We start from the raw sequence: 18,127 nt of genomic DNA on the forward strand, positions 1-18,127 counted from the left end.
ACGGTACCGGCATCGGCACCGACATCGGTACCGTGCCGAACGGCACCGGCCCGCGCGGTGAGTTCGCGGGCCGCGTGGCGCTGGTCACCGGCGCCGCCCAGGGCATCGGCGAGGCGGTGGTGCGCGCCCTCTCCGCGCGCGGAGCCACCGTCGCGGCGACCGACCGCTCGGAGCAGGAGCTGGAGCGGAGCGTCGCCAGGCTGTTCGAGGACGCCGGCGCTGACCCGGCCGCCGGGCCGGTCGTCCCGTACCGGCTCGACGTCACCGCGCCGGACGACGTGGCGGAGACCGTGGAGCGCGTCTCCCGCGAACTCGGCCCCGTGGACATCCTGGTGAACGTCGCCGGGGTGCTGCGGACCGGACCGGCCGTCGAGACGACGGACCGCGACTGGGCGGACGTCTTCGCGGTCAACACGACCGGCGTCTTCCACCTGTCGCGCGCCGTCGTCGCCGGCATGGCCGCCCGGGGCTCCGGCTCCGTGGTGACCGTCGCCTCCAACGCCGCCGGGATACCCCGCGCGGACATGAGCGTGTACGCCGCCTCCAAGGCGGCCGCCGTGGCCTTCACCAAGTGCCTGGGCCTGGAGGTGGCCGCCCGGGGCGTGCGCTGCAACGCCGTCTGTCCCGGTTCCACCGACACGCCGATGCAGCGCTCCCTGTGGGACGGCGACTCCGTCCCGGACAGCGTCCTCGACGGCGACCTCGCCGCCCACCGCACCGGCATCCCGCTGCGCCGCATCGCCCAGCCGGAGGACGTCGCGGAGGCGGTCGTCTTCCTCGCCTCCGACCGGGCCCGCCACATCACCATGCAGGACCTCTACGTCGACGGCGGCGCCACCCTGCGCTGACGGCCCGCGCGGTGCGGCCCCCCGGCCCCCGGAGGTCCGCACCGCCCACCCACCTCACCGAACCAAGGAGCCCACCCGTGTCGACGGTCCCCCAGGTCGCCGCGCACCCGCCCGCGTCCGCCTCCATACCCGCCCCCGCGCCCGCCCCCCTCGTCGCGCCCTCCCCCGCGCCCGCCGCGGCGCCCGTGCGCGCCGCGTCCCCCAGCTCCTCGGCCGTCGGCGCCGCCACCGGACTGCTCGACGCCTTCCGCGCCGGCGACCGCTTCCTCGCCACGCCCACCCGGACCCTGCTCGCCCACGGCGTGCTGAGCGAGGTCCCGCACGGCGCCGACCCGATCGCCGAACGGGTGGCCGACACCCTCGCCGAGGCCCGCGCCGGACGCCACGCCGCCCCCGTCGTGATGGGCGCCATCCCCTTCGACCAGGACGCCCCGGCCGCGCTCGTCGTGCCCGAGACCGTCCGCACCGGACCGGCCCTCGCCTCCGACCCGCTCGTCGCGCTGCCCGCCGACGCGCCCCGCGCCGGCGCCTGGACCGTCCGCCCGTACCCCGCGCCGGAGGACTACGCCAAGGGCGTCGCCGCCGCCGTCGACCGCATGTGGAACGGCGAGTTCAGCAAGGTGGTGCTCGCCCGCACCCTGGAGGTCACCGGACCCGGCGAGCTGGACATCGCCGCCATGGTCCGCCGGCTCGCCCGCCGCGACCCGTGCGGCTACACCTTCGCGCTGCCCACCCGCCCCGGCCGCACCCTGCTCGGGGCCAGCCCCGAACTCCTGGTCTCCCGGCGCGGCAACCAGCTCGTCTCCAACCCGCTGGCCGGCTCCACCCCCCGCAGCGACGACCTCGCCGAGGACGTCCGGCGCGCGGCGGCCCTCCTGGAGTCCGCCAAGGACCTCCACGAGCACGCGGTCGTCGTCGACGCCGTGCACCAGGCGATGGCCCCGTACTGCTCCACCATCGACGTCCCCGCCCGGCCGTCGCTGATCCGCACCGCCGCCATGTGGCACCTGTCCACCACGGTCACCGGCACCCTCGCCCACCCCGAGGTGTCGGCCCTGGAGATCGCCTCCTCGCTCCACCCCACCCCGGCGGTCTGCGGCACCCCGACGCCGCTGGCCCGCGAGGTGATCCGCGAGACCGAGCCCTTCGACCGCGGCTTCTTCACCGGCATCGTCGGCTGGGGCGACGCGGACGGCAACGGCGAATGGGTCGTCACCATCCGCTGCGCCGAGGCCGAGGAGCGCATGCTGCGCCTGTACGCGGGCGCCGGCGTCGTCGCCGCCTCCGTGCCCGAGGACGAGACCGCCGAGACCGCCGCGAAGTTCCGCACCTTCCTGCACGCCGTGGGAGCCGAGCTGTGACCGCGCCCGCCTCTCCCCTCCCCGCCGCCCCGGCCCCTCCCCTCCCGGCCGCCGCGCCCGGCGCGCCCGGCGCGCCCGGCGAGGAGCCGTACACCACCCCCACCTGGCCGGCGGAGTTCGCCGAGCGGTACCGGGCGGCCGGCTGGTGGGAGGGCATCACCTTCGGGACGATGCTCCGCACCCGGGCCGAGGCCCACCCCGACCGCGTCGCCGTCGTCGACCACGCGGGCCCCGGCGGCGCCCGGCGCGCCTGGACCTACGCCGAACTCGACCTGCGCGCCGACCGGCTCGCGGCCGGCCTCGCGGCCCGGGGCATCGGCGCCGGCGACAAGGTCGTCGTCCAGTTGCCCAACGTCGCCGAGTTCCTCGAAGTGGTCTTCGCGCTCTTCCGCCTCGGCGCGCTCCCCGTCTTCGCGCTGCCCGCCCACCGCGAGTCGGAGATCTCCTACTTCTGCTCCTTCACCGGGGCCGCCGCCTACGTGATCCCCGACGTCCACGGCGGCTTCGACCACCGCGCCCTGGCGACCACGGTCCTCACCCGCTCCCCCGAGCTGCGGCACGTCTTCGTCGTCGGCGAGGACGCCGGACCCTTCGAGGCGCTCGCCGACGTCCCGGCCGAGCCCGTCGACCTGCCCGACCGCGACCCCTCGGAGACGGCGTTCCTCCAGCTCTCCGGCGGCAGCACCGGCGTGCCCAAGCTGATCCCCCGGACGCACGACGACTACGTCTACTCGCTGCGCGGCTCCGCCGAGATCTGCGCGCTCGACGAGGACAGCGTGTACCTGTGCGTGCTGCCCGCCGCCCACAACTTCCCGCTCTCCTCCCCCGGTTCGCTGGGCACGCTGTACGCGGGCGGGCGGGTCGTCATGTGCCCGCGGCCGGCCCCGGACGTGGCGTTCCCGCTGATCCAGGACGAGGGCGTGACGATCACCGGCCTCGTGCCGCCGCTCGCGCTCGTCTGGATCGACGCCGCCCCCGGCTCCGCGTACGACCTCTCCACCCTCGACGTGCTCCTGGTCGGCGGCGCCAAGCTGGCCGACGAGGTGGCCCGCCGGGTCCGGCCCGCCCTGGGCTGCACCCTCCAGCAGGTCTTCGGGATGGCCGAGGGCCTGGTCTGCTACACCCGGCTCGACGACGACCCGGACACGGTGGTCACCACCCAGGGCAGGCCGATCTCCCCGGACGACGAGATCAGGGTCGTCGACGACGAGGACGAGGACCTGCCGGTCGGCACCACCGGCCACCTGCTGACCCGGGGGCCGTACACGATCCGCGGCTACTGGAACGCGCCGGACCACAACGCCCGCGCGTTCACCGAGGACGGCTTCTACCGGACCGGCGACCTCGTCCGGCTCACCCCGAGCGGCCACCTGGTGGTCGAGGGGCGCGCCAAGGACCAGATCAACCGGGGCGGCGAGAAGATCGCGGCCGAGGAGGTCGAGAACCACCTCCTGGCCCACCCGTCGGTGCACGACGCCAACGTGGTGGCCGAGCCCGACCCGTACCTCGGCGAGCGCAGTTGCGCGTACGTGATCCGCCGTCGGGACGCCGAGGAGGTCAAGGCCCTGGCCCTCAAGCGCTTCGTCCGGGAGCGCGGCCTCGCCGCCTACAAGGTCCCCGACCGGATCGTCTTCGTCGACGCCTTCCCGACGACGGGCGTCGGGAAGATCTCCAAGAAGGACCTCCGCGCGGAGGGCGCGGGCGCCTGACCGCCCGCCTCCCGCACCCCCGCCCCACCCTCTTCGAAACGGACCGTCATGAGCCTCCCCGCCGTCCCGCCCTACCCGATGCCCCGCCCCGGCGACCTGCCGGCCAACCGGGTGGACTGGACCGTCGACCCGGACCGTGCCGTGCTCCTCGTGCACGACCTCCAGAACCACTTCCTGGCCCCGTTCGATCACGGCGCCGAGCCGCTCACCGCGCTGCTCGCCAACCTGAACCGGCTCCGCAAGGAGGCCGCCCGGCTCGGCGTGCCCGTCGTCTACACCGCCCAGCCCGGCGGGCAGACGCCCGGGCAGCGCGGTCTCCAGCAGGACTTCTGGGGCCCCGGCGTCCCGGACGACCCGCGCGCCGTGGCGATCGCGGACGCCGTCGCGCCCGAGCCCGGCGACATCCGCCTCACCAAGTGGAAGTACAGCGCCTTCGTCCGCACCGACCTCCTGGAGCTGCTGCGCGAGCAGGGCCGCGACCAGCTCGTGGTCACCGGCGTGTACGCGCACATCGGGGTCCTGATGACGGCCTGCGACGCGTGGATGAGCGACATCCAGGCCTTCGTCGTCGCGGACGCCGTGGCCGACTTCTCCGAGCGCGAGCACAAGATGGCCCTGGAGTGGGCGGCGGGCCGCTGCGCGGTGGTCACGACGACCGAACAGGTATTCTGACCTGTCATGTTCTACGAGGAAGTCCCGGGCCACCCGGGGGTGGTGACGGCCAGCGTGTCGGAGGCCGCGGCACGGGCCCGCGCGCTCGCGTCCGTGCTCGACGACGAGGAGCGCGCCCGGGCCGCCCGGTTCCTGTTCCCGGTGGACGCGGACCGGCACCGGGTCGCCCACGTCGTGCTGCGGCTCGTCCTGGGCCACCACGTGGGCGAGCCCCCGGAGCGCCTCGTCTTCCTCCGGCAGCCGTGCGTCGGCTGCGGCGGCCCGCACGGCAAGCCGTACGTCCAAGGCCACGACGTGCACTTCTCGCTCTCCCACTCGGGGGACCGGATCCTGGTGGCGGTCGCGCCGGTGCCGGTCGGCGTGGACGTCGAGACGGTCCCGGCGGACGGCCTGGTACGGGATCTGGTCGGCGCCCTCCACCCCCGCGAGCGGGCGGAGCTGGAGGCCCTCCCGGACTCCGGCCGGCCGACCGCGTTCGCCCGCTGCTGGGCCCGCAAGGAGGCCGCGCTCAAGGTCTCGGGCGTGGGCCTGGCGCGGGGCGCCGTCGAGCCGTACGTGGGCGCGGCCGACCGGCCGGCCCCGGTCCCCGGCCTCCGCCTCGCCGACCTGCCCCCGCTCGACGGCCACGCCGCCGCCCTGGCCCTGCTGGCCCCCTGACGCGCACCCTCTCCGCCCCCGCGCGGCGCGTTCTTCACCCGCATGGGCCACCGCCTTCCGGGCACCCGGGGGAAGGGGTTCTGTGGGGGATCACGCGACGGAGAGGGAACCAGCCATGGCTTCTGGAGTGTCACGGGCGCCCGCACCGGGCCCGGGAGAGACGTCGACGGTCACCACCGCCGTCCCCGCCCGCCTCGACCGCCTCCCGTGGTCGAAGTGGCACTGGATGATCGTGATCGGCCTCGGCACCGTCTGGATCCTGGACGGCCTCGAGGTCACGATCGTCGGCAACGTCGCCGGCCGCATCGCCGAGGACGGCAGCGGCCTGGACATCACCGCCGCGCAGATCACCGGCGTGGCCGCCGCCCTGTACGTGGCCGGCGCCTGTTCCGGCGCGCTGTTCTTCGGCTGGCTGACCGACCGCTACGGCCGCAAACGCCTCTTCATGGTGACGCTGGTCGTCTACCTGGCGGCGACCGCGATGACGGCGCTGTCGTTCGAGTCCTGGTGGTTCTTCCTCTTCCGGTTCCTCACCGGCTTCGGCATCGGCGGCGAGTACGCGGCCATCAACTCGGCCATCGACGAGCTGATCCCGTCGCACTACCGCGGCCGGGTCGACCTCATCATCAACGGAAGCTACTGGCTGGGCGCGATCGGCGGCTCGCTGCTGTCCATCGTGATGCTGGACACCGACATCTTCCCGAAAGACCTCGGCTGGCGGCTCAGCTTCGCCCTCGGCGTCGTCCTGGGCCTGGTCATCCTGCTCGTGCGGCGGCACGTCCCGGAGAGCCCGCGGTGGCAGTTCATCCACGGCTACGGCGACGAGGCGGAGGAACTCGTCGACTCCGTCGAGAAGGAGATCGAGGCGGAGAAGGGCGTCCGGCTGCCCCCGCCGGACCGCGAGATCACCATCCACCAGCGCAAGAGCATCGGCTTCGGCCTGATCGCCAAGACCGTCTTCCACTCCTACCCGCGCCGGGCGGTCCTCGGACTCTCGCTCTTCATCGGCCAGGCGTTCCTCTACAACGCCATCACCTTCGGCTTCGGCACCATCCTGATCACCTTCTTCGACGTGCCCACGGGCAGCACCGGCTACTACTTCGCCGTGATCGCCGCGGGCAACTTCATGGGGCCGCTGCTCCTCGGCAAGCTCTTCGACACGGTCGGCCGCCGGATCATGATCTCGTCGACGTACCTGCTCTCCGGCATCCTGCTGTTCGGCACCGCCTGGCTCTTCGACCGGGGTTCGCTGTCGGCCACGACGATGACGGCCTGCTGGTGCGTGGTGCTGTTCTTCGCGTCGGCGGGCGCCTCCAGCGCGTACCTGACCGTCTCCGAGATCTTCCCGATGGAGACCCGCGCGATGGCGATCGCCTTCTTCTACGCCCTCGGCACGGCGGCCGGCGGCATCAGCGGCCCGCTGCTCTTCGCGGACCTGACCGCGTCCGGGGTCGTCGGCGACACGGTCCTCGCCTTCCAGATCGGCGCCGGGCTGATGTGCGCGGCCGGTCTCGTCGCCGCCTTCCTGGCGGTCAACGCCGAGCGCCGCTCCCTGGAGGACATCGCGGAGCCCCTGTCGTCGGTGCGGTCGGCCGGGGACACCCCGGCGAGCACCTGATTTCCGCCGAAAGGGGTTTGGATTCGCGGTTTCCGCGCATGCGTTCCATGTAAGCGTTCGATAAGGACGGAACGGGCCGAACGGCACACGCGAAGGAGACGGAACCCATGGGAATCATCGCTTGGATCGTCATCGGACTGCTGGCGGGCCTCATCGCGAAGGCCCTGACCCCGGGGCGCGACCCGGGCGGGTTCATCATCACCACGCTGCTCGGCATCGCGGGCGGCCTGCTCGGCGGCTGGCTCGGCAAGGTGATCTTCGGCGTCGACTCCGTCGACGGCTTCTTCGAGCTGTCCACCTGGATCGCGGCCATCATCGGCTCGGTGATCCTGCTCCTGCTCTACCGCCTCCTCACCGGCAACTCGCGACGTCACGCGTAACGGCGTGAGGACCGGTCACCCGGCCCCGCACCACTCCGCGCACGACGCGCGCACGGCCCGTCCACGGGCCCCGCGACCGGCCCCGTCCTCGGCCCCGACGAGGACGGGGCCGACGCACGTCCGGCGACCGGCGGCCCGCGCCCCCGACCCGTCCGCTACCGTGGGGCGCGCTCCCCGCCCGGGACACGCCGTACCCGGGCGCTTCCGTCCACGCACGCCGAGGAGGTCCGCGTGTCCCCCGTCCCTCCCGTCGGCGCGTGCGCGGACCACGGCGTCATACCACCGCTCCCGAGGACCCCGGGCCCCACCGGCCGACCCCCGCTTCCCGGATCTCCTCCGGAAAGCCGGGGGATTTCTGTTATCGGCCCGGCACCCGGTGGTCTCCCATGTGCTGGCCCCCGAGGACGACCGGAACAGGCAGGGTGATTCGAGCATGAGTACACAGCAGCTCACGGAGCTGGTCAGGGCGGCGCAGGGCGGGGATCCGCAGGCGCAGGACCGGCTGCTCGCCCACCACCTGCCGCTGGTCTACAACATCGTGGGCCGGGCGATGAACGGTCACCACGACGTGGACGACGTCGTGCAGGAGACGATGCTGCGGGCGCTCGCCGGGCTCGGCGACCTGCGCGCCCCGGACAGCTTCAGGTCCTGGCTGGTGGCCATCGCGATGAACGTGGTCCGCAGTCACTGGCACCGGCAGCAGAACGGTTTCGTCACGGGCGGCCTCGACGACGCCCGCGACCTCCCCCAGCCGGGCGCCGACTTCGTCGGCCTGACGGTGGTCCGGCTGAACCTGTCCGGCCAGCGGCGCGAGACCGCCGAGGCGACCCGCTGGCTGGAGCCGGACGACAGGGCCCTGCTGTCCCTGTGGTGGCTGGAGTGCACGGGCGACCTGACCCGGTACGAGGTGGCCTCCGCCCTCCAGTTGTCCCCGGAGCACACGGCGGTGCGCGTCCAGCGCATGAAGGCGCAGTTGGAAGCCGCCCGCGTCGTCGTCCGGGCGCTGACGGAGAACCCGCCCTGCCCCGACCTGCGGTACGAGCTCGGCGGATGGGACGGCCGTCCGTCCGGGCTCTGGCGCAAGCGAATAGCCAGGCACGCCCGCGCGTGCGTGCACTGCGCCGGCCTGTCCCACGGTCTCTACCCGGCCGAGGGCCTGCTCGCGGGACTGCTGCTCGTCCCCCCGGCCGGACTCCTGTTCGCGTCCCTCCGCGAGCGCGCGGGCTTCGACCTCGCCGCCTCGACCGGGTTCCCCGCCGGGTACCCGACCGGGTACGAGCCGGTGGGCTCCCCGGCGTACGGGTCCGAACCGGCCGAAGCATCCGGATACGCGCACGCAACCATGGAAACGCCCGCGTACGCCTATGAAACGGCGGAAACGGCCGAGTACGCCCACGAGCCGGCCGGGACGACCGGGTACGAGCAGGCCGGAACGACCGGATACGAACCGGCCGGATACGAGCCGACCGGATACGAGTCGGCGGGGGCGCCCGGGGCGAGCCCCTCCCCCGTCCTCGGCGCCCGCAGCGCCCGCAACGCGCGCCGCCGCAGGCGACAGCAGCAGCAGAGCGGGCGCCGGCGCGTGGTCATCGCCGCGGGCATGGCGGTCGCCGCCGTCACCGGCGGGGCCTTCACCCTGGTCAACGGTCCCGACGAGGACGACCTGACGGCCCTGGACGCGCCGCGCGCCTCGACCGTGGACCTCACGGTCCCCGCGTCGGCCCCGGACACGGTCCCCACCACGGCCGGCACCTCGGCCCCGGTCACCCCGACGGCCACGCCGTCGGGCACGCCGCGCCCCAGCAAGAGCGTCACCGCCACGCCCGGGGCCAAGGCCAAGCCCTCCGCCTCGGCCGCCCCGACGACCGCCGCGCCGACCACCTCGCGGCCGGTGCGGGACCGGCCGACCCGGAGGCCCACGCAGGCGCCCGTCACCAAGACGCCGACGGCCCCGAGCAGCCCCACGGCCACGAAGCAGGACTCCGGTCACACCTCCGTCGAGGAGCAGGTGATCGCCCTGGTCAACGCCGAGCGCGCCAAGGAGGGCTGCGGCCCCGTCACCGGGAACTCCCTCCTGGCCCGGGCCGCCCAGGGCCACTCCGACGACATGGCCACGCGGGACTTCTTCGACCACACCAACCCGGACGGCGCCGGGCCCGGCGAGCGCGTCACGGCCACCGGGTACGGCTGGTCGACCTACGGCGAGAACATCGCGATGGGCCAGCGGACGGCGGAGCAGGTGATGGAGTCCTGGATGAACAGCCCCGGCCACCGCGCGAACATACTGAACTGCTCGTTCAAGGAGCTGGGCGTCGGCCTGCACACGGGCGACGGCGGGCCCTACTGGACGCAGGTCTTCGGCGCGCGCTGACCACGGGGTCCCGCGCCGGGCCCCGCGCCGGAGTTACGGTCGGCGGCATGGTTGGTGATCGTCAAGGGTGGCTCCGGTGCCTGCTCGGCGGGGCCGTGTTCGTCGTGGGGATGGCCGGCACCACGCTGCCGACGCCGCTCTACCCGCTCTACCAGGAGGAGTTCGGGTTCTCCGAGCTGACCGTGACCGTGGTGTACGCCGTGTACGCCTTCGGGGTCATCGGCGTGCTGCTCCTCGCGGGCAACGCCTCGGACACGGTCGGCAGACGGCCGACGCTGCTCTGGGGCCTCGGGTTCGCGGTGGCGAGCGCCGTCTGCTTCCTGTGCGCCGACGGCCTGGGGTGGCTGTACGCGGGCCGGCTGCTCTCGGGCCTGTCGGCGGGCCTGTTCACCGGCGCCGCCACCGCCTACGTCATGGACCTGGCCCCGCCGGGCGGCGCGTCCCGGGCGACGCTCGTGGCGACGGCCGCCAACATGGGCGGCCTCGGCTGCGGCCCCCTGCTCGCCGGGCTGCTCGCGGAGTACGCCCCCGAGCCGCTGCTGCTGCCGTTCGCCGTGCACCTCGTCCTGGCGCTGCTGTCGGCCCTCGTCGTCCTGCGGCTGCCGGAGACCGTGCGGGAGCGCCGGCCGCTGTCCGCCGTACGGCCCCGGTGGCCGGCCCTGCCCGGGCCGGTCCGCCGGGTGTTCGTGCCGGCGGCGCTCGCCTCCTTCGTGGGCTTCGCCCTGTTCGGGGTGTTCACCTCGGTCAGCCCCGCATTCCTCGCCCGCTTCCTGCACGTGGACAACCACGCGGTGACGGGCCTGATCGTGGCCCTCGCCTTCTTCTCCTCCACCGCGGGCCAGTTCCTCGTCGGCCGCGTCGGGGTGTCCCGGTCCCTGCCCCTGGGCTGCGCCGTGCTCTTCGCCGGCCTGGCGCTCCTGGCGGGCGCGCTCGCCGCCGACCTGCTCGTGCTCGTCGTCCTGGCCGCCGTCGTCGGCGGCACCGGGCAGGGCCTGACCTTCCGCGCGGCCCTGTCGGCCGTCGCCGGGGCCGCGCCGGAGGACCGTCGCGCGGCGGTGATCTCGACCCTGTTCCTGGTCGCGTACACGGGCATCTCGCTCCCCGTGATCGGCGTCGGCCTGCTGACCGGCCCGCTCGGCCTGGAGCGGGCGGGCCTGGTGTTCACGGGCTGCATGCTGCTGCTCGTCGCCTGCGCGGGGGCCTACCTGCTCCGGCGCCCGGTGCGGACGGGGCCGGAGTGACGGGCCGGCGGGCCCGGACGGGGAGGTCACGGCCTCACGAGAGGATCTCGACGTACCCGTCGGTCCCGTGCACTCGGATCCGCTGCCCGTCCCGGATCAGCCGGGTGGCCCCGTCGACGCCCACGACGGCCGGCAGACCGTACTCCCGGGCGATCACCGCGCCGTGGGTCATCAGACCGCCGACCTCCGTGACCAGGCCCGTGATGCCGACGAACACGGGTGACCAACTGGGGTCCGTGTAGGCCGTGACCAGGATGTCGCCCGCCTCCAGGTCGGCCTCCTCCATGTCGAGGACGACGCGGGCCCTGCCCTCGACGGTGCCGGCGGAGACCGCCAGGCCGACGAGGGCGCCGGCCGGCGCGTCGTCCCGCCGGTACGACCCGTTGAGCGCCTCGCCGTCCGAGGTCAGCACCCGGGGCGGGGTGAGCGCCCGGTGCGCCCGGTGCGCCTCCTCGCGCCGCCGGACCAGCCCCTCGTCGACCCGCCGCGTGCGCACGGCCTCGCGGAACTCCTGGAACGTGAGGTGGAAGACGTCCTCCGCGTCGGAGAGCACACCGGCCCGCACGAGGCGCGCGGCCTCTTCGAGGAGGGCCCGCTTGTAGACGGCGTAGCGGCTCACGATGCCGTACTTCGGGTACTCGCGGTATCCGGCGAAGGTCCGGACCCGGTCGATCATCCGCTTGGTCTCGGCGGCCTTCCGCTCCCCGTCGGGCAGGTCCCGCAGTCGGGCCAGGACGTCCCGTTCCTTCTCCAGGGCCGTCCGCCGGCCCTGCTCGAAGCGCCGCTCGGCGGCGCCGGGTCCGAAGTTCCTGACGTTGTCGAGGATCGCGGGCAGGAGCGCGGCGGGGCGCTCGCGCCAGCGCGGCCTGGTGATGTCGATCTCGCCGACGCAGCGCATGCCGTACCGGTCGAGATAGGCCTCGACGGCGTCGCGGGCCCCGGCCCCGCCGGGGAGCTTCGGCAGCTCGTCCAGGAAGTCGCCGTCCCCGACGCGTTCCAGGAACGCCACGACCTCCGGGTGGGGGCGGATCGCGTCCGCGACGTCGAGCAGGGCGAGGCCCATCTCCGAGGTGACGTTGCCGGGGGCGGAGAGCGTGAGCGCGTCGGCCGCGTTCTTCTCTCCCAGCCACTCCTCCAGCTTGTCGTTGAGCCACCAGGTGGCCTCCATCCCCGCCATGAGGGCCCGGAAGCTCAGCGGGTCGGAGAGGACCCGCTTGTGCTCCTCGAAGGCTTCGAGGAGGAAGTCGAACAGCTCCGGCCCGGTCTTCGTGCGGATGTCGCGCTCCAGCGCGGCGACGGACGTCCGGCTGCGCTCGACCAGCGCGGTGACGATCGCCGGATCGGCCTCGACGGGGGCGGGCGCGGGCGTCCCGGGACCCGCGGGCCCGGCAGGGGCGGCGTCGGGGAGCGGCAGGGGGAAGTCGTCGCGGTCGAGGACGGTCTCCAGTGCGTCCCTGATCAGCGGGTCGCCCTTGCCGACGACGTCCAGGAGGGCGGCGCGGCTCGCGGGCGAGGCGAGGCGCCGGGTGACGTCGACGAACAGGCGCCCGCCGGCCTCGTGCATGGGGACCATGGCCGTCAGCCGCCACATGGAGTGCCCCAGGGTCTTCATGGCGTCGGTCATCATCTGCTGGTGACCGACCGAGACGTAGACGTGGTTGTCCCGGTCGCCGGCCTCGGGGACGGGGAACAGCGTCGTGATCGGCCGGCTCTGGACGATCCGGAAGTCGTCGTCGACCAGACACCACTCGACGTCCTGCGGGCGGCCGAAGCGGGCCTCGATGCGCCGTCCGAGCCGCACCAGCCGCAGGACCTGACCGCGCGTCAGCGCCGGCCGCTCCCGCCGCTCCGCGTCGACCTCCACCTCCCGCGTGCCGCCGCCGGGCAGGGGCTGGAGGGCGTGGCGCTTGACGGCGATCGTCTCGGCGACGACCTCGTCGTCCCGGACGGTGAAGACGTCCGGGTTCACCAGGCCGGAGACCAGGGCCTCGCCGAGCCCGAGGCCGGCGTCCACCGTGGCGACCCGCCGGTCGCCCGTGACGGGGTCGGCCGTGAAGAGGACGCCGGCCGCGTCGGGGAAGGCCATCCGCTGGACGACCACGGCCATGCGGACCGTGCGGTGGTCGATGCCGTTGCGCCGCCGGTAGGTCACGGCCCGCTCGGTGAACAGCGAGGCCCAGCACCGGCCGACGTGCCGGAGGACCTCCGCCGGTCCCACGACGTTCAGGTAGCTGTCCTGCTGGCCGGCGAAGGAGGCCGTCGGCAGGTCCTCCGCCGTGGCGCTGGAGCGGACGGCGTAGGCGTCGTGCTCGCCGAACCGGGCGAGCGCGCCCGTGACCGCCTCCGCGACGTCGTCCGGGACGGCGAGCGCCTCAACGGCCCGGCGGACCTCCGCACTGAGCGTACGGGTCGCCTCCCGGTCGTCCGGGTCCAGGCGGGACAGCCGGTCGAGCAGGCCGTCGAGCGACGGCGCTCCCGCCAGGGCCCGCCGGAAGGCGTCCGTGGTCACGCAGAAGCCGGCCGGCACGCGGACGCCGTCGATCCGCGACAGCGCGCCCAGGTGCGCGCCCTTGCCCCCGACGACCGCGACCTGCGTCCCGTCGATCTCCTGGAGGTCCCAGACGTACCGCGTGTCCATCGTGCTCCTCTTTCCGCAGGTCGTGGCCGAGACCGACGATTCTGCGGCACGACCGGGGCCTTGCCGCAAGGCCCCCGGTGCGCTATAAGTTGAGCAGGGCGAGGAGAGCGATCTCCTCGCCTTCGTCGTTGACGGGGATCCGGCGGCTCAGAGCAGTCCGACGGTCCGGGGCGGGGCGTAGACGTGGCGGGCGAGGTGTTCGCCGCCGCAGCGGACGTCGTGGTCCCGGCGCGGGCCGGGTTCCCGCTCGGCGTCGATCCGCTCCCGGTGACGGGCGCAGGTCGCGCAGGCGGGGTCCCAGTCGGGCAGGAGGTCGCGGTGGCGGGCGGCGAGGTGCGCGCCGAGGGCGATCTGGGTGGTGACGGTGCTGTCGAACGGGTCCCAGTCGACGCCGCGTTCGCCGGTGAGGCGGAGTTCGGCGATCCGGTCGCCGACGTCCCGCATGGTTCGGTAGAGGTCGGCGCACTCGTCGCAGTCCCACATCCAGGGCGGAGGCAGGGGCCACTCGTGGCCGGGGTCGATCTCGTCCGGGCTCATGGGAGGCACGATAGTCCGAGGGGCCCGGGGGCCCGGGCCGTTTCCCCGATACAGGGGGCTACCGTCCGGTTCCGGGGGCACGGCGGCCCGGGGCGCGCTATGGAAAGCCCTCCGGTCCGCCGGCGTGCGGCCGGGCTACAGGTCCTCGCAGAACGTGCGGGCCCGGTCCAGGTCCTTCTTCACCGTCTCGTCGAACCGGAAGACCATGGAGAACCGTTGCCGGGAGGTGCGGACGGCCTCGGCGAGCGGCTTGTACCGGGCGTCGCCCGTCGCCGCCGACGTGGAGAGCGAGTCGGCCGCCGCGTAACGGTTGACGGCGATCTCGCCGGCGGGGCCCTTCTCCGCGTACGTCGCCGGGTCGAACCCGTCGAGCGCCCGGCACGCGGCGCGCGCGTCCGCCTCCGGGCCTCCGCCGGCGGATGCGCCGTCCGCGCTCAGCATCCAGGCGGCGCCCGTCCCCGCGACGCCGAGCAGGAGCCCGGCGATGAGGGAGAGCGCTATGGTCCCGGTGCGCTTGCGGGGCCGCTCGGGGACGGCCGGGGCGGCGTGAGGCTCTTGTGGCTGCATGCGGCCACAGGTTAGCGGGCCCGCGCACCACCCCGGCAAGGGGACGGCGGCACGGGAAAACGGCCTCACCGGAAGGGGGGCGGTGAGGCCGTTCTGTTCCCGTGGGAAGGGTAAAGGGAGGGGACCGTCACTCCATGGGGGCGAGCATGCCCTTGCGGAGGCGGGCCAGGTTGCGGGAAAGCAGCCGGGAGACCTGCATCTGGGAGATGCCGAGCCGCTTGCCGATCTCCGACTGGGTCAGTTCCTCGACGAACCGGAGGTGGAGCAGCAGGCGGTCCCGCTCGCCGAGTTCGGCGACGAGGGGGGCGAGCGCGTGGAAGTCCTCGAAGAGCGCGAGCGCCGGGTCCTCTTCTCCCATGAGGTCGGAGAGCATGGCGCCGCCCTCCTCCCCCTCGCCGCCGACCGCGGCGTCGAGCGAGGTGGAGTTGTAGCCGTTGGAGGCGATCCGCGCCTCGATGACCTCGTTCTCGGAGAGGTTCATCAGGGCCGAGAGCTCCGCCACGCTCGGCGACCGGCCGAGGCGGGAGCTGAGCTCCTCCGTCGCCTTGGCCAGCTCCACGCGGGCCTCCTGGAGGCGGCGGGGAACGTGGACGGCCCAGGAGGTGTCACGGAAGAACCGCTTGATCTCCCCCACGATGCAGGGCACGGCGAAGGTGGTGAACTCCACCTCGCGGGAGATGTCGAAACGGTCGATCGCCTTGATCAGTCCGATCGTGCCGACCTGGACGATGTCCTCCATGTCGTCGCCGCGGGCCCGGAAGCGGCCGGCCGCGTAGCGCACCAGGGACATGTTCATCTCGATCAGCGTGTTGCGGGCGTACTGGTACTCGGGGGTTCCCTCCTCCAGTACCGCCATCCGGTCGAAGAAGACCTTCGACAGTTCGCGCGCGTCCTTCGGCGCCACCTTGTCGGGGGCTTCGAGGACGGGAAGGCCCCCCACGGTCTTCTCAGCAGCGGCATTCGTCTCGGTCAGCACTGTGGTCAGCACTCCGATGACCCCCTCTATCGTCGACAACCCGTCTTCCCCCGGACGGCCCGCATACCCCGGCTCTCGCGGAGCATGCGCACGTTTTCAAAAAAGTTTCCCGGAGCGGCGTCGGCCCTCCGCCGGGGTGGGGTTCAGACGAGGGCGAGGCGCGCCCTGACCCGCTTCCCGGACGGGTGCGGCTCCACGCTGACGCTCTCGCAGACGGCGACGACGATCTCGACGCCGTGCTGTCCGATGCGGCCGGGGTCGTGGCCCCGGGGAACGGGAGAGGTCTCCAGGCCGTCGAAGACCGAGATCTCCAGAGCGTCCTCGAACAGTTCGAGGAGGAGGCGGCAGGGGCCGGGCGCGTGGCGCACGGCGTTGGTGACCAGTTCGCTGACCACGAGGCGCGCGAGGTCGACGCGCTCGCGGGCGACCGGTCGGCGTCCCGTGGCCGGGGAGGCGGTGAGGAAGTCGGCGGTGAAGTCGCGGGCGGACGCGACCATGCCGTCGTCGGCGTCCGTACCGTCGTAGTCGACACTCGCGTACAGCAAGGGCTCCTGTGTCGCGCGCTCCGCGGCGATCGCGTCCGTCATCGGCCTGCCTCCCCTCACACGGCTCGGTGCCGTGCTCCGTACCTCATCCTGCGCACCTTCCCTCCTTTGCGATTTCCACACCGTCCGCATCCGAGAACGCGGACGCGACCGCACTCATACGGCGGGAGGGCCGGGAAGGCCTTCACTCTCCTCGCCGCCGACCGCGCGCCGCTCGGCGGGGTCGCGGCCGTACCAGTCCAGACAGAGTACGAGAACGTCGTCGGGCAGTCCGCCGGGGGCCTCCTCGCGCAGGGCGCGGACGACGGCTCGGGGGGTGTCGGCGCAGCTCGTGCGGCGGGTCCGTTCGATCGCGCGGCGCACCGGGCGGTCGAGGGCCGCGTCGCCGCCGGGCAGGAGCTCGCCGCGGTCGCAGGCGACGAAGACCAGCCGGTCGCCGGGGAGGACGCGCAGGCGCTGGGTGGCGTAGACGGTGTCCTCGAACATGCCGAGGGGGAGCTGGCGCTCCAGGTCGATCCGCCCGGTCGCCCCGTCGCGGTCCCGCCAGACCGTGGGCGAGCCCGCATCGACGACCCGCACCTCGCCGGTCGCGCGGGCGAAGCTCAGCAGGAGGGCGGAGAGGGGCCGCTCGCCCCGGTGCTGCCCGTAGAGGGCCTGGTCGGTGAGGCTGGCCTGGCCGACCAGGTCGAGCCCGGCGCGCCGGGCGTTGCGGATGGCGTTCAGGGCGAGGTTGCTCACCAGGGCGGACGGGGCGCCGGGCCCGGTGCCGTTGGCGACGACCAGGGTGAGCTCCTCCTCGGTCGCGCACCAGTCCAGGACGTGGCCGCCCGAGGTGTAGGAGGGCTCCCAGTAGGCGTGCAGGTCGAACTCCGCACCGGTGCAGGCCTGCCCGGGGAGCACGTCCCACTGCATCTCCGCCGGGACGCTGAGGGCACGGGCCCTGCGCGTCCGGTGGTACAGGTCGGTGTGGCGGTCGGCGACGCGCAGGGCGTGTCCCAGCGTCTCGGCGACGTCGGCGAGCTCCTCGGTCACCGCGGGAGTGGCCCGGTCCGGGGGCAGGACGACCACGAGGACGCCACACCGTTCGCCGCGAACCGTCACAGGAAGGTACGCGGTCGCCGTGGGCCCGTCACCACCGAAAAGATATGGTTGCTGTGTGGAAAGGGCGCGACCTGCGGGCCCCGGCCCCACGGCCACGTGCCGCAACCCGGACGGAGCCTGCACGGGCTCGACGGGTCGCAGTGACGTGAGCCCGTAGTCGACGAGCAGGAGATCGGCGGAGAGCGCGGCGAATCGCCGTGCCAGATCGACACGGAGGGAGTCCAGGAGGCGGTGTGGCGGCGCCCCGCGCAGAGCGCGTTCCACTGGCACGTGTCGATCCACCGAACCCTTACCGCCTTCTGGAGAGATGTGGAGATGACCGGCGCGTCGCGTGACCGACGCCTTCCGCCCCGGACGCCTGAGGAGTGTCGATAGCCATGGACACGAACCCCGCCCCGTCCCCGCGGGAGCCGCAGGAGACGGCACAGGCCGCCCGGGAGCTCATCGAGCTTCTGGAGGTGCTGTGGGAGCGCGGCCGGGACATGGTGTCGTCGACACCGGTGTCGGCGTCTCAGCTCCGCGTGCTCTACAGCCTCGACCGCGAGGAGGGCATCAACCTCCGCGCCCTGGGAGAACTGCTCGGTTCGGCGCCGCCCTCGGTGAGCCGCATGTGCGACCGCCTGGAGGCGCTGGGGTTCGTGCAGCGGCTGCCCAGCCCCGTCAGCCGCCGGCAGCTCGAACTGCACCTGACCGTCCGCGGCAAGGCGTACCTGCGCGACCTGCGGGTCCAGCGGGAGGAGGCCCTGCTCGCCGTCATCTCCGGCATGTCCCCGACGAGCCGCAAGGCGCTGCTGCGCGGCCTGACGGGCTTCCAGGACGCGCTGGACAAGGAGAGACCGTCGGCGCCCCCGGTGCGCCGGGGCGCGCCGCTCAAGGACGTGCGGTCCGCCTGACCCCCGGGCGCCG

The 18,127-nt window shown here is 73.8% G+C and carries 16 protein-coding genes; 10 read left to right on the forward strand and 6 right to left on the reverse strand.

Annotated elements, in window-relative coordinates:
- The first annotated feature begins 32 nt into the window (after positions 1–32).
- From ACFYNX_RS02185 to ACFYNX_RS02225, 9 genes are all read left to right on the forward strand, one after another.
- Positions 33–848, forward strand: a complete 816-nt coding sequence (locus ACFYNX_RS02185) for a 2,3-dihydro-2,3-dihydroxybenzoate dehydrogenase (protein ID WP_388657809.1) — start codon at positions 33–35, stop codon at positions 846–848.
- A gap of 185 nt (positions 849–1,033) precedes the next feature.
- A complete protein-coding gene (dhbC, locus tag ACFYNX_RS02190; protein ID WP_388657812.1) occupies positions 1,034–2,209 on the forward strand; it encodes an isochorismate synthase DhbC in 1,176 nt (391 codons plus the stop codon).
- Positions 2,206–3,918: a (2,3-dihydroxybenzoyl)adenylate synthase gene (locus tag ACFYNX_RS02195; RefSeq protein WP_388656708.1), complete on the forward strand. Its 1,713-nt coding sequence runs from the start codon at positions 2,206–2,208 to the stop codon at positions 3,916–3,918. Before dhbC ends, ACFYNX_RS02195 begins: the two co-directional genes overlap by 4 nt.
- A 48-nt stretch (positions 3,919–3,966) precedes the next feature.
- On the forward strand, positions 3,967–4,590 hold the full coding sequence (locus tag ACFYNX_RS02200; protein WP_388656710.1) for an isochorismatase family protein: 624 nt from the start codon (positions 3,967–3,969) through the stop codon (positions 4,588–4,590).
- A 6-nt stretch (positions 4,591–4,596) separates the two neighbouring features.
- Positions 4,597–5,247: a 4'-phosphopantetheinyl transferase family protein gene (locus ACFYNX_RS02205; protein ID WP_388656712.1), complete on the forward strand. Its 651-nt coding sequence runs from the start codon at positions 4,597–4,599 to the stop codon at positions 5,245–5,247.
- Positions 5,248–5,362: 115 nt separating this feature from the next.
- On the forward strand, positions 5,363–6,865 hold the full coding sequence (locus ACFYNX_RS02210; protein WP_388656713.1) for an MFS transporter: 1,503 nt from the start codon (positions 5,363–5,365) through the stop codon (positions 6,863–6,865).
- Between the two features lie 107 nt (positions 6,866–6,972).
- On the forward strand, positions 6,973–7,245 hold the full coding sequence (locus ACFYNX_RS02215; protein WP_388656716.1) for a GlsB/YeaQ/YmgE family stress response membrane protein: 273 nt from the start codon (positions 6,973–6,975) through the stop codon (positions 7,243–7,245).
- 433 nt (positions 7,246–7,678) lie between these two features.
- Positions 7,679–9,616 carry a sigma-70 family RNA polymerase sigma factor gene (locus ACFYNX_RS02220; RefSeq protein WP_388656718.1) on the forward strand — a complete coding sequence of 646 codons (1,938 nt, stop codon included), beginning with the start codon at positions 7,679–7,681 and terminating at the stop codon, positions 9,614–9,616.
- Between the two features lie 47 nt (positions 9,617–9,663).
- On the forward strand, positions 9,664–10,857 hold the full coding sequence (locus ACFYNX_RS02225) for an MFS transporter (protein WP_365540517.1): 1,194 nt from the start codon (positions 9,664–9,666) through the stop codon (positions 10,855–10,857).
- Positions 10,858–10,891: 34 nt separating this feature from the next.
- Here the strand turns inward: ACFYNX_RS02225 and rph are convergent, their stop codons facing one another.
- The 6 genes from rph to ACFYNX_RS02255 form a co-directional block, all read right to left on the reverse strand.
- Positions 10,892–13,495, reverse strand: coding sequence for a rifamycin-inactivating phosphotransferase (gene rph, locus ACFYNX_RS02230; RefSeq protein ID WP_388656720.1), 2,604 nt, complete (start codon positions 13,493–13,495; stop codon positions 10,892–10,894).
- A 147-nt stretch (positions 13,496–13,642) separates the two neighbouring features.
- Positions 13,643–14,032 carry a hypothetical protein gene (locus ACFYNX_RS02235; RefSeq protein ID WP_365540515.1) on the reverse strand — a complete coding sequence of 130 codons (390 nt, stop codon included), beginning with the start codon at positions 14,030–14,032 and terminating at the stop codon, positions 13,643–13,645.
- Between the two features lie 135 nt (positions 14,033–14,167).
- Positions 14,168–14,599: a hypothetical protein gene (locus ACFYNX_RS02240; RefSeq protein ID WP_388656722.1), complete on the reverse strand. Its 432-nt coding sequence runs from the start codon at positions 14,597–14,599 to the stop codon at positions 14,168–14,170.
- Between the two features lie 127 nt (positions 14,600–14,726).
- Complete coding sequence (locus ACFYNX_RS02245; protein WP_388657815.1) at positions 14,727–15,572, reverse strand: RNA polymerase sigma factor SigF; 846 nt, start codon at positions 15,570–15,572, stop codon at positions 14,727–14,729.
- 146 nt (positions 15,573–15,718) lie between these two features.
- Positions 15,719–16,162: an ATP-binding protein gene (locus tag ACFYNX_RS02250; RefSeq protein WP_365540513.1), complete on the reverse strand. Its 444-nt coding sequence runs from the start codon at positions 16,160–16,162 to the stop codon at positions 15,719–15,721.
- A 114-nt stretch (positions 16,163–16,276) separates the two neighbouring features.
- The gene (locus tag ACFYNX_RS02255; protein ID WP_388656725.1) at positions 16,277–17,221 is read right to left on the reverse strand and encodes a PP2C family protein-serine/threonine phosphatase; all 945 of its coding nucleotides are present in this window, start codon (positions 17,219–17,221) and stop codon (positions 16,277–16,279) included.
- A gap of 377 nt (positions 17,222–17,598) precedes the next feature.
- On the opposite strand from ACFYNX_RS02255, the gene ACFYNX_RS02260 reads away from it, so the two are divergent.
- On the forward strand, positions 17,599–18,114 hold the full coding sequence (locus tag ACFYNX_RS02260; protein WP_125667362.1) for a MarR family winged helix-turn-helix transcriptional regulator: 516 nt from the start codon (positions 17,599–17,601) through the stop codon (positions 18,112–18,114).
- Positions 18,115–18,127: the final 13 nt, after the last annotated feature.

Origin of the sequence: Streptomyces sp. NPDC007872, assembly GCF_042868165.1 — a bacterium.
Classification (GTDB): Bacteria; Actinomycetota; Actinomycetes; order Streptomycetales; family Streptomycetaceae; genus Streptomyces.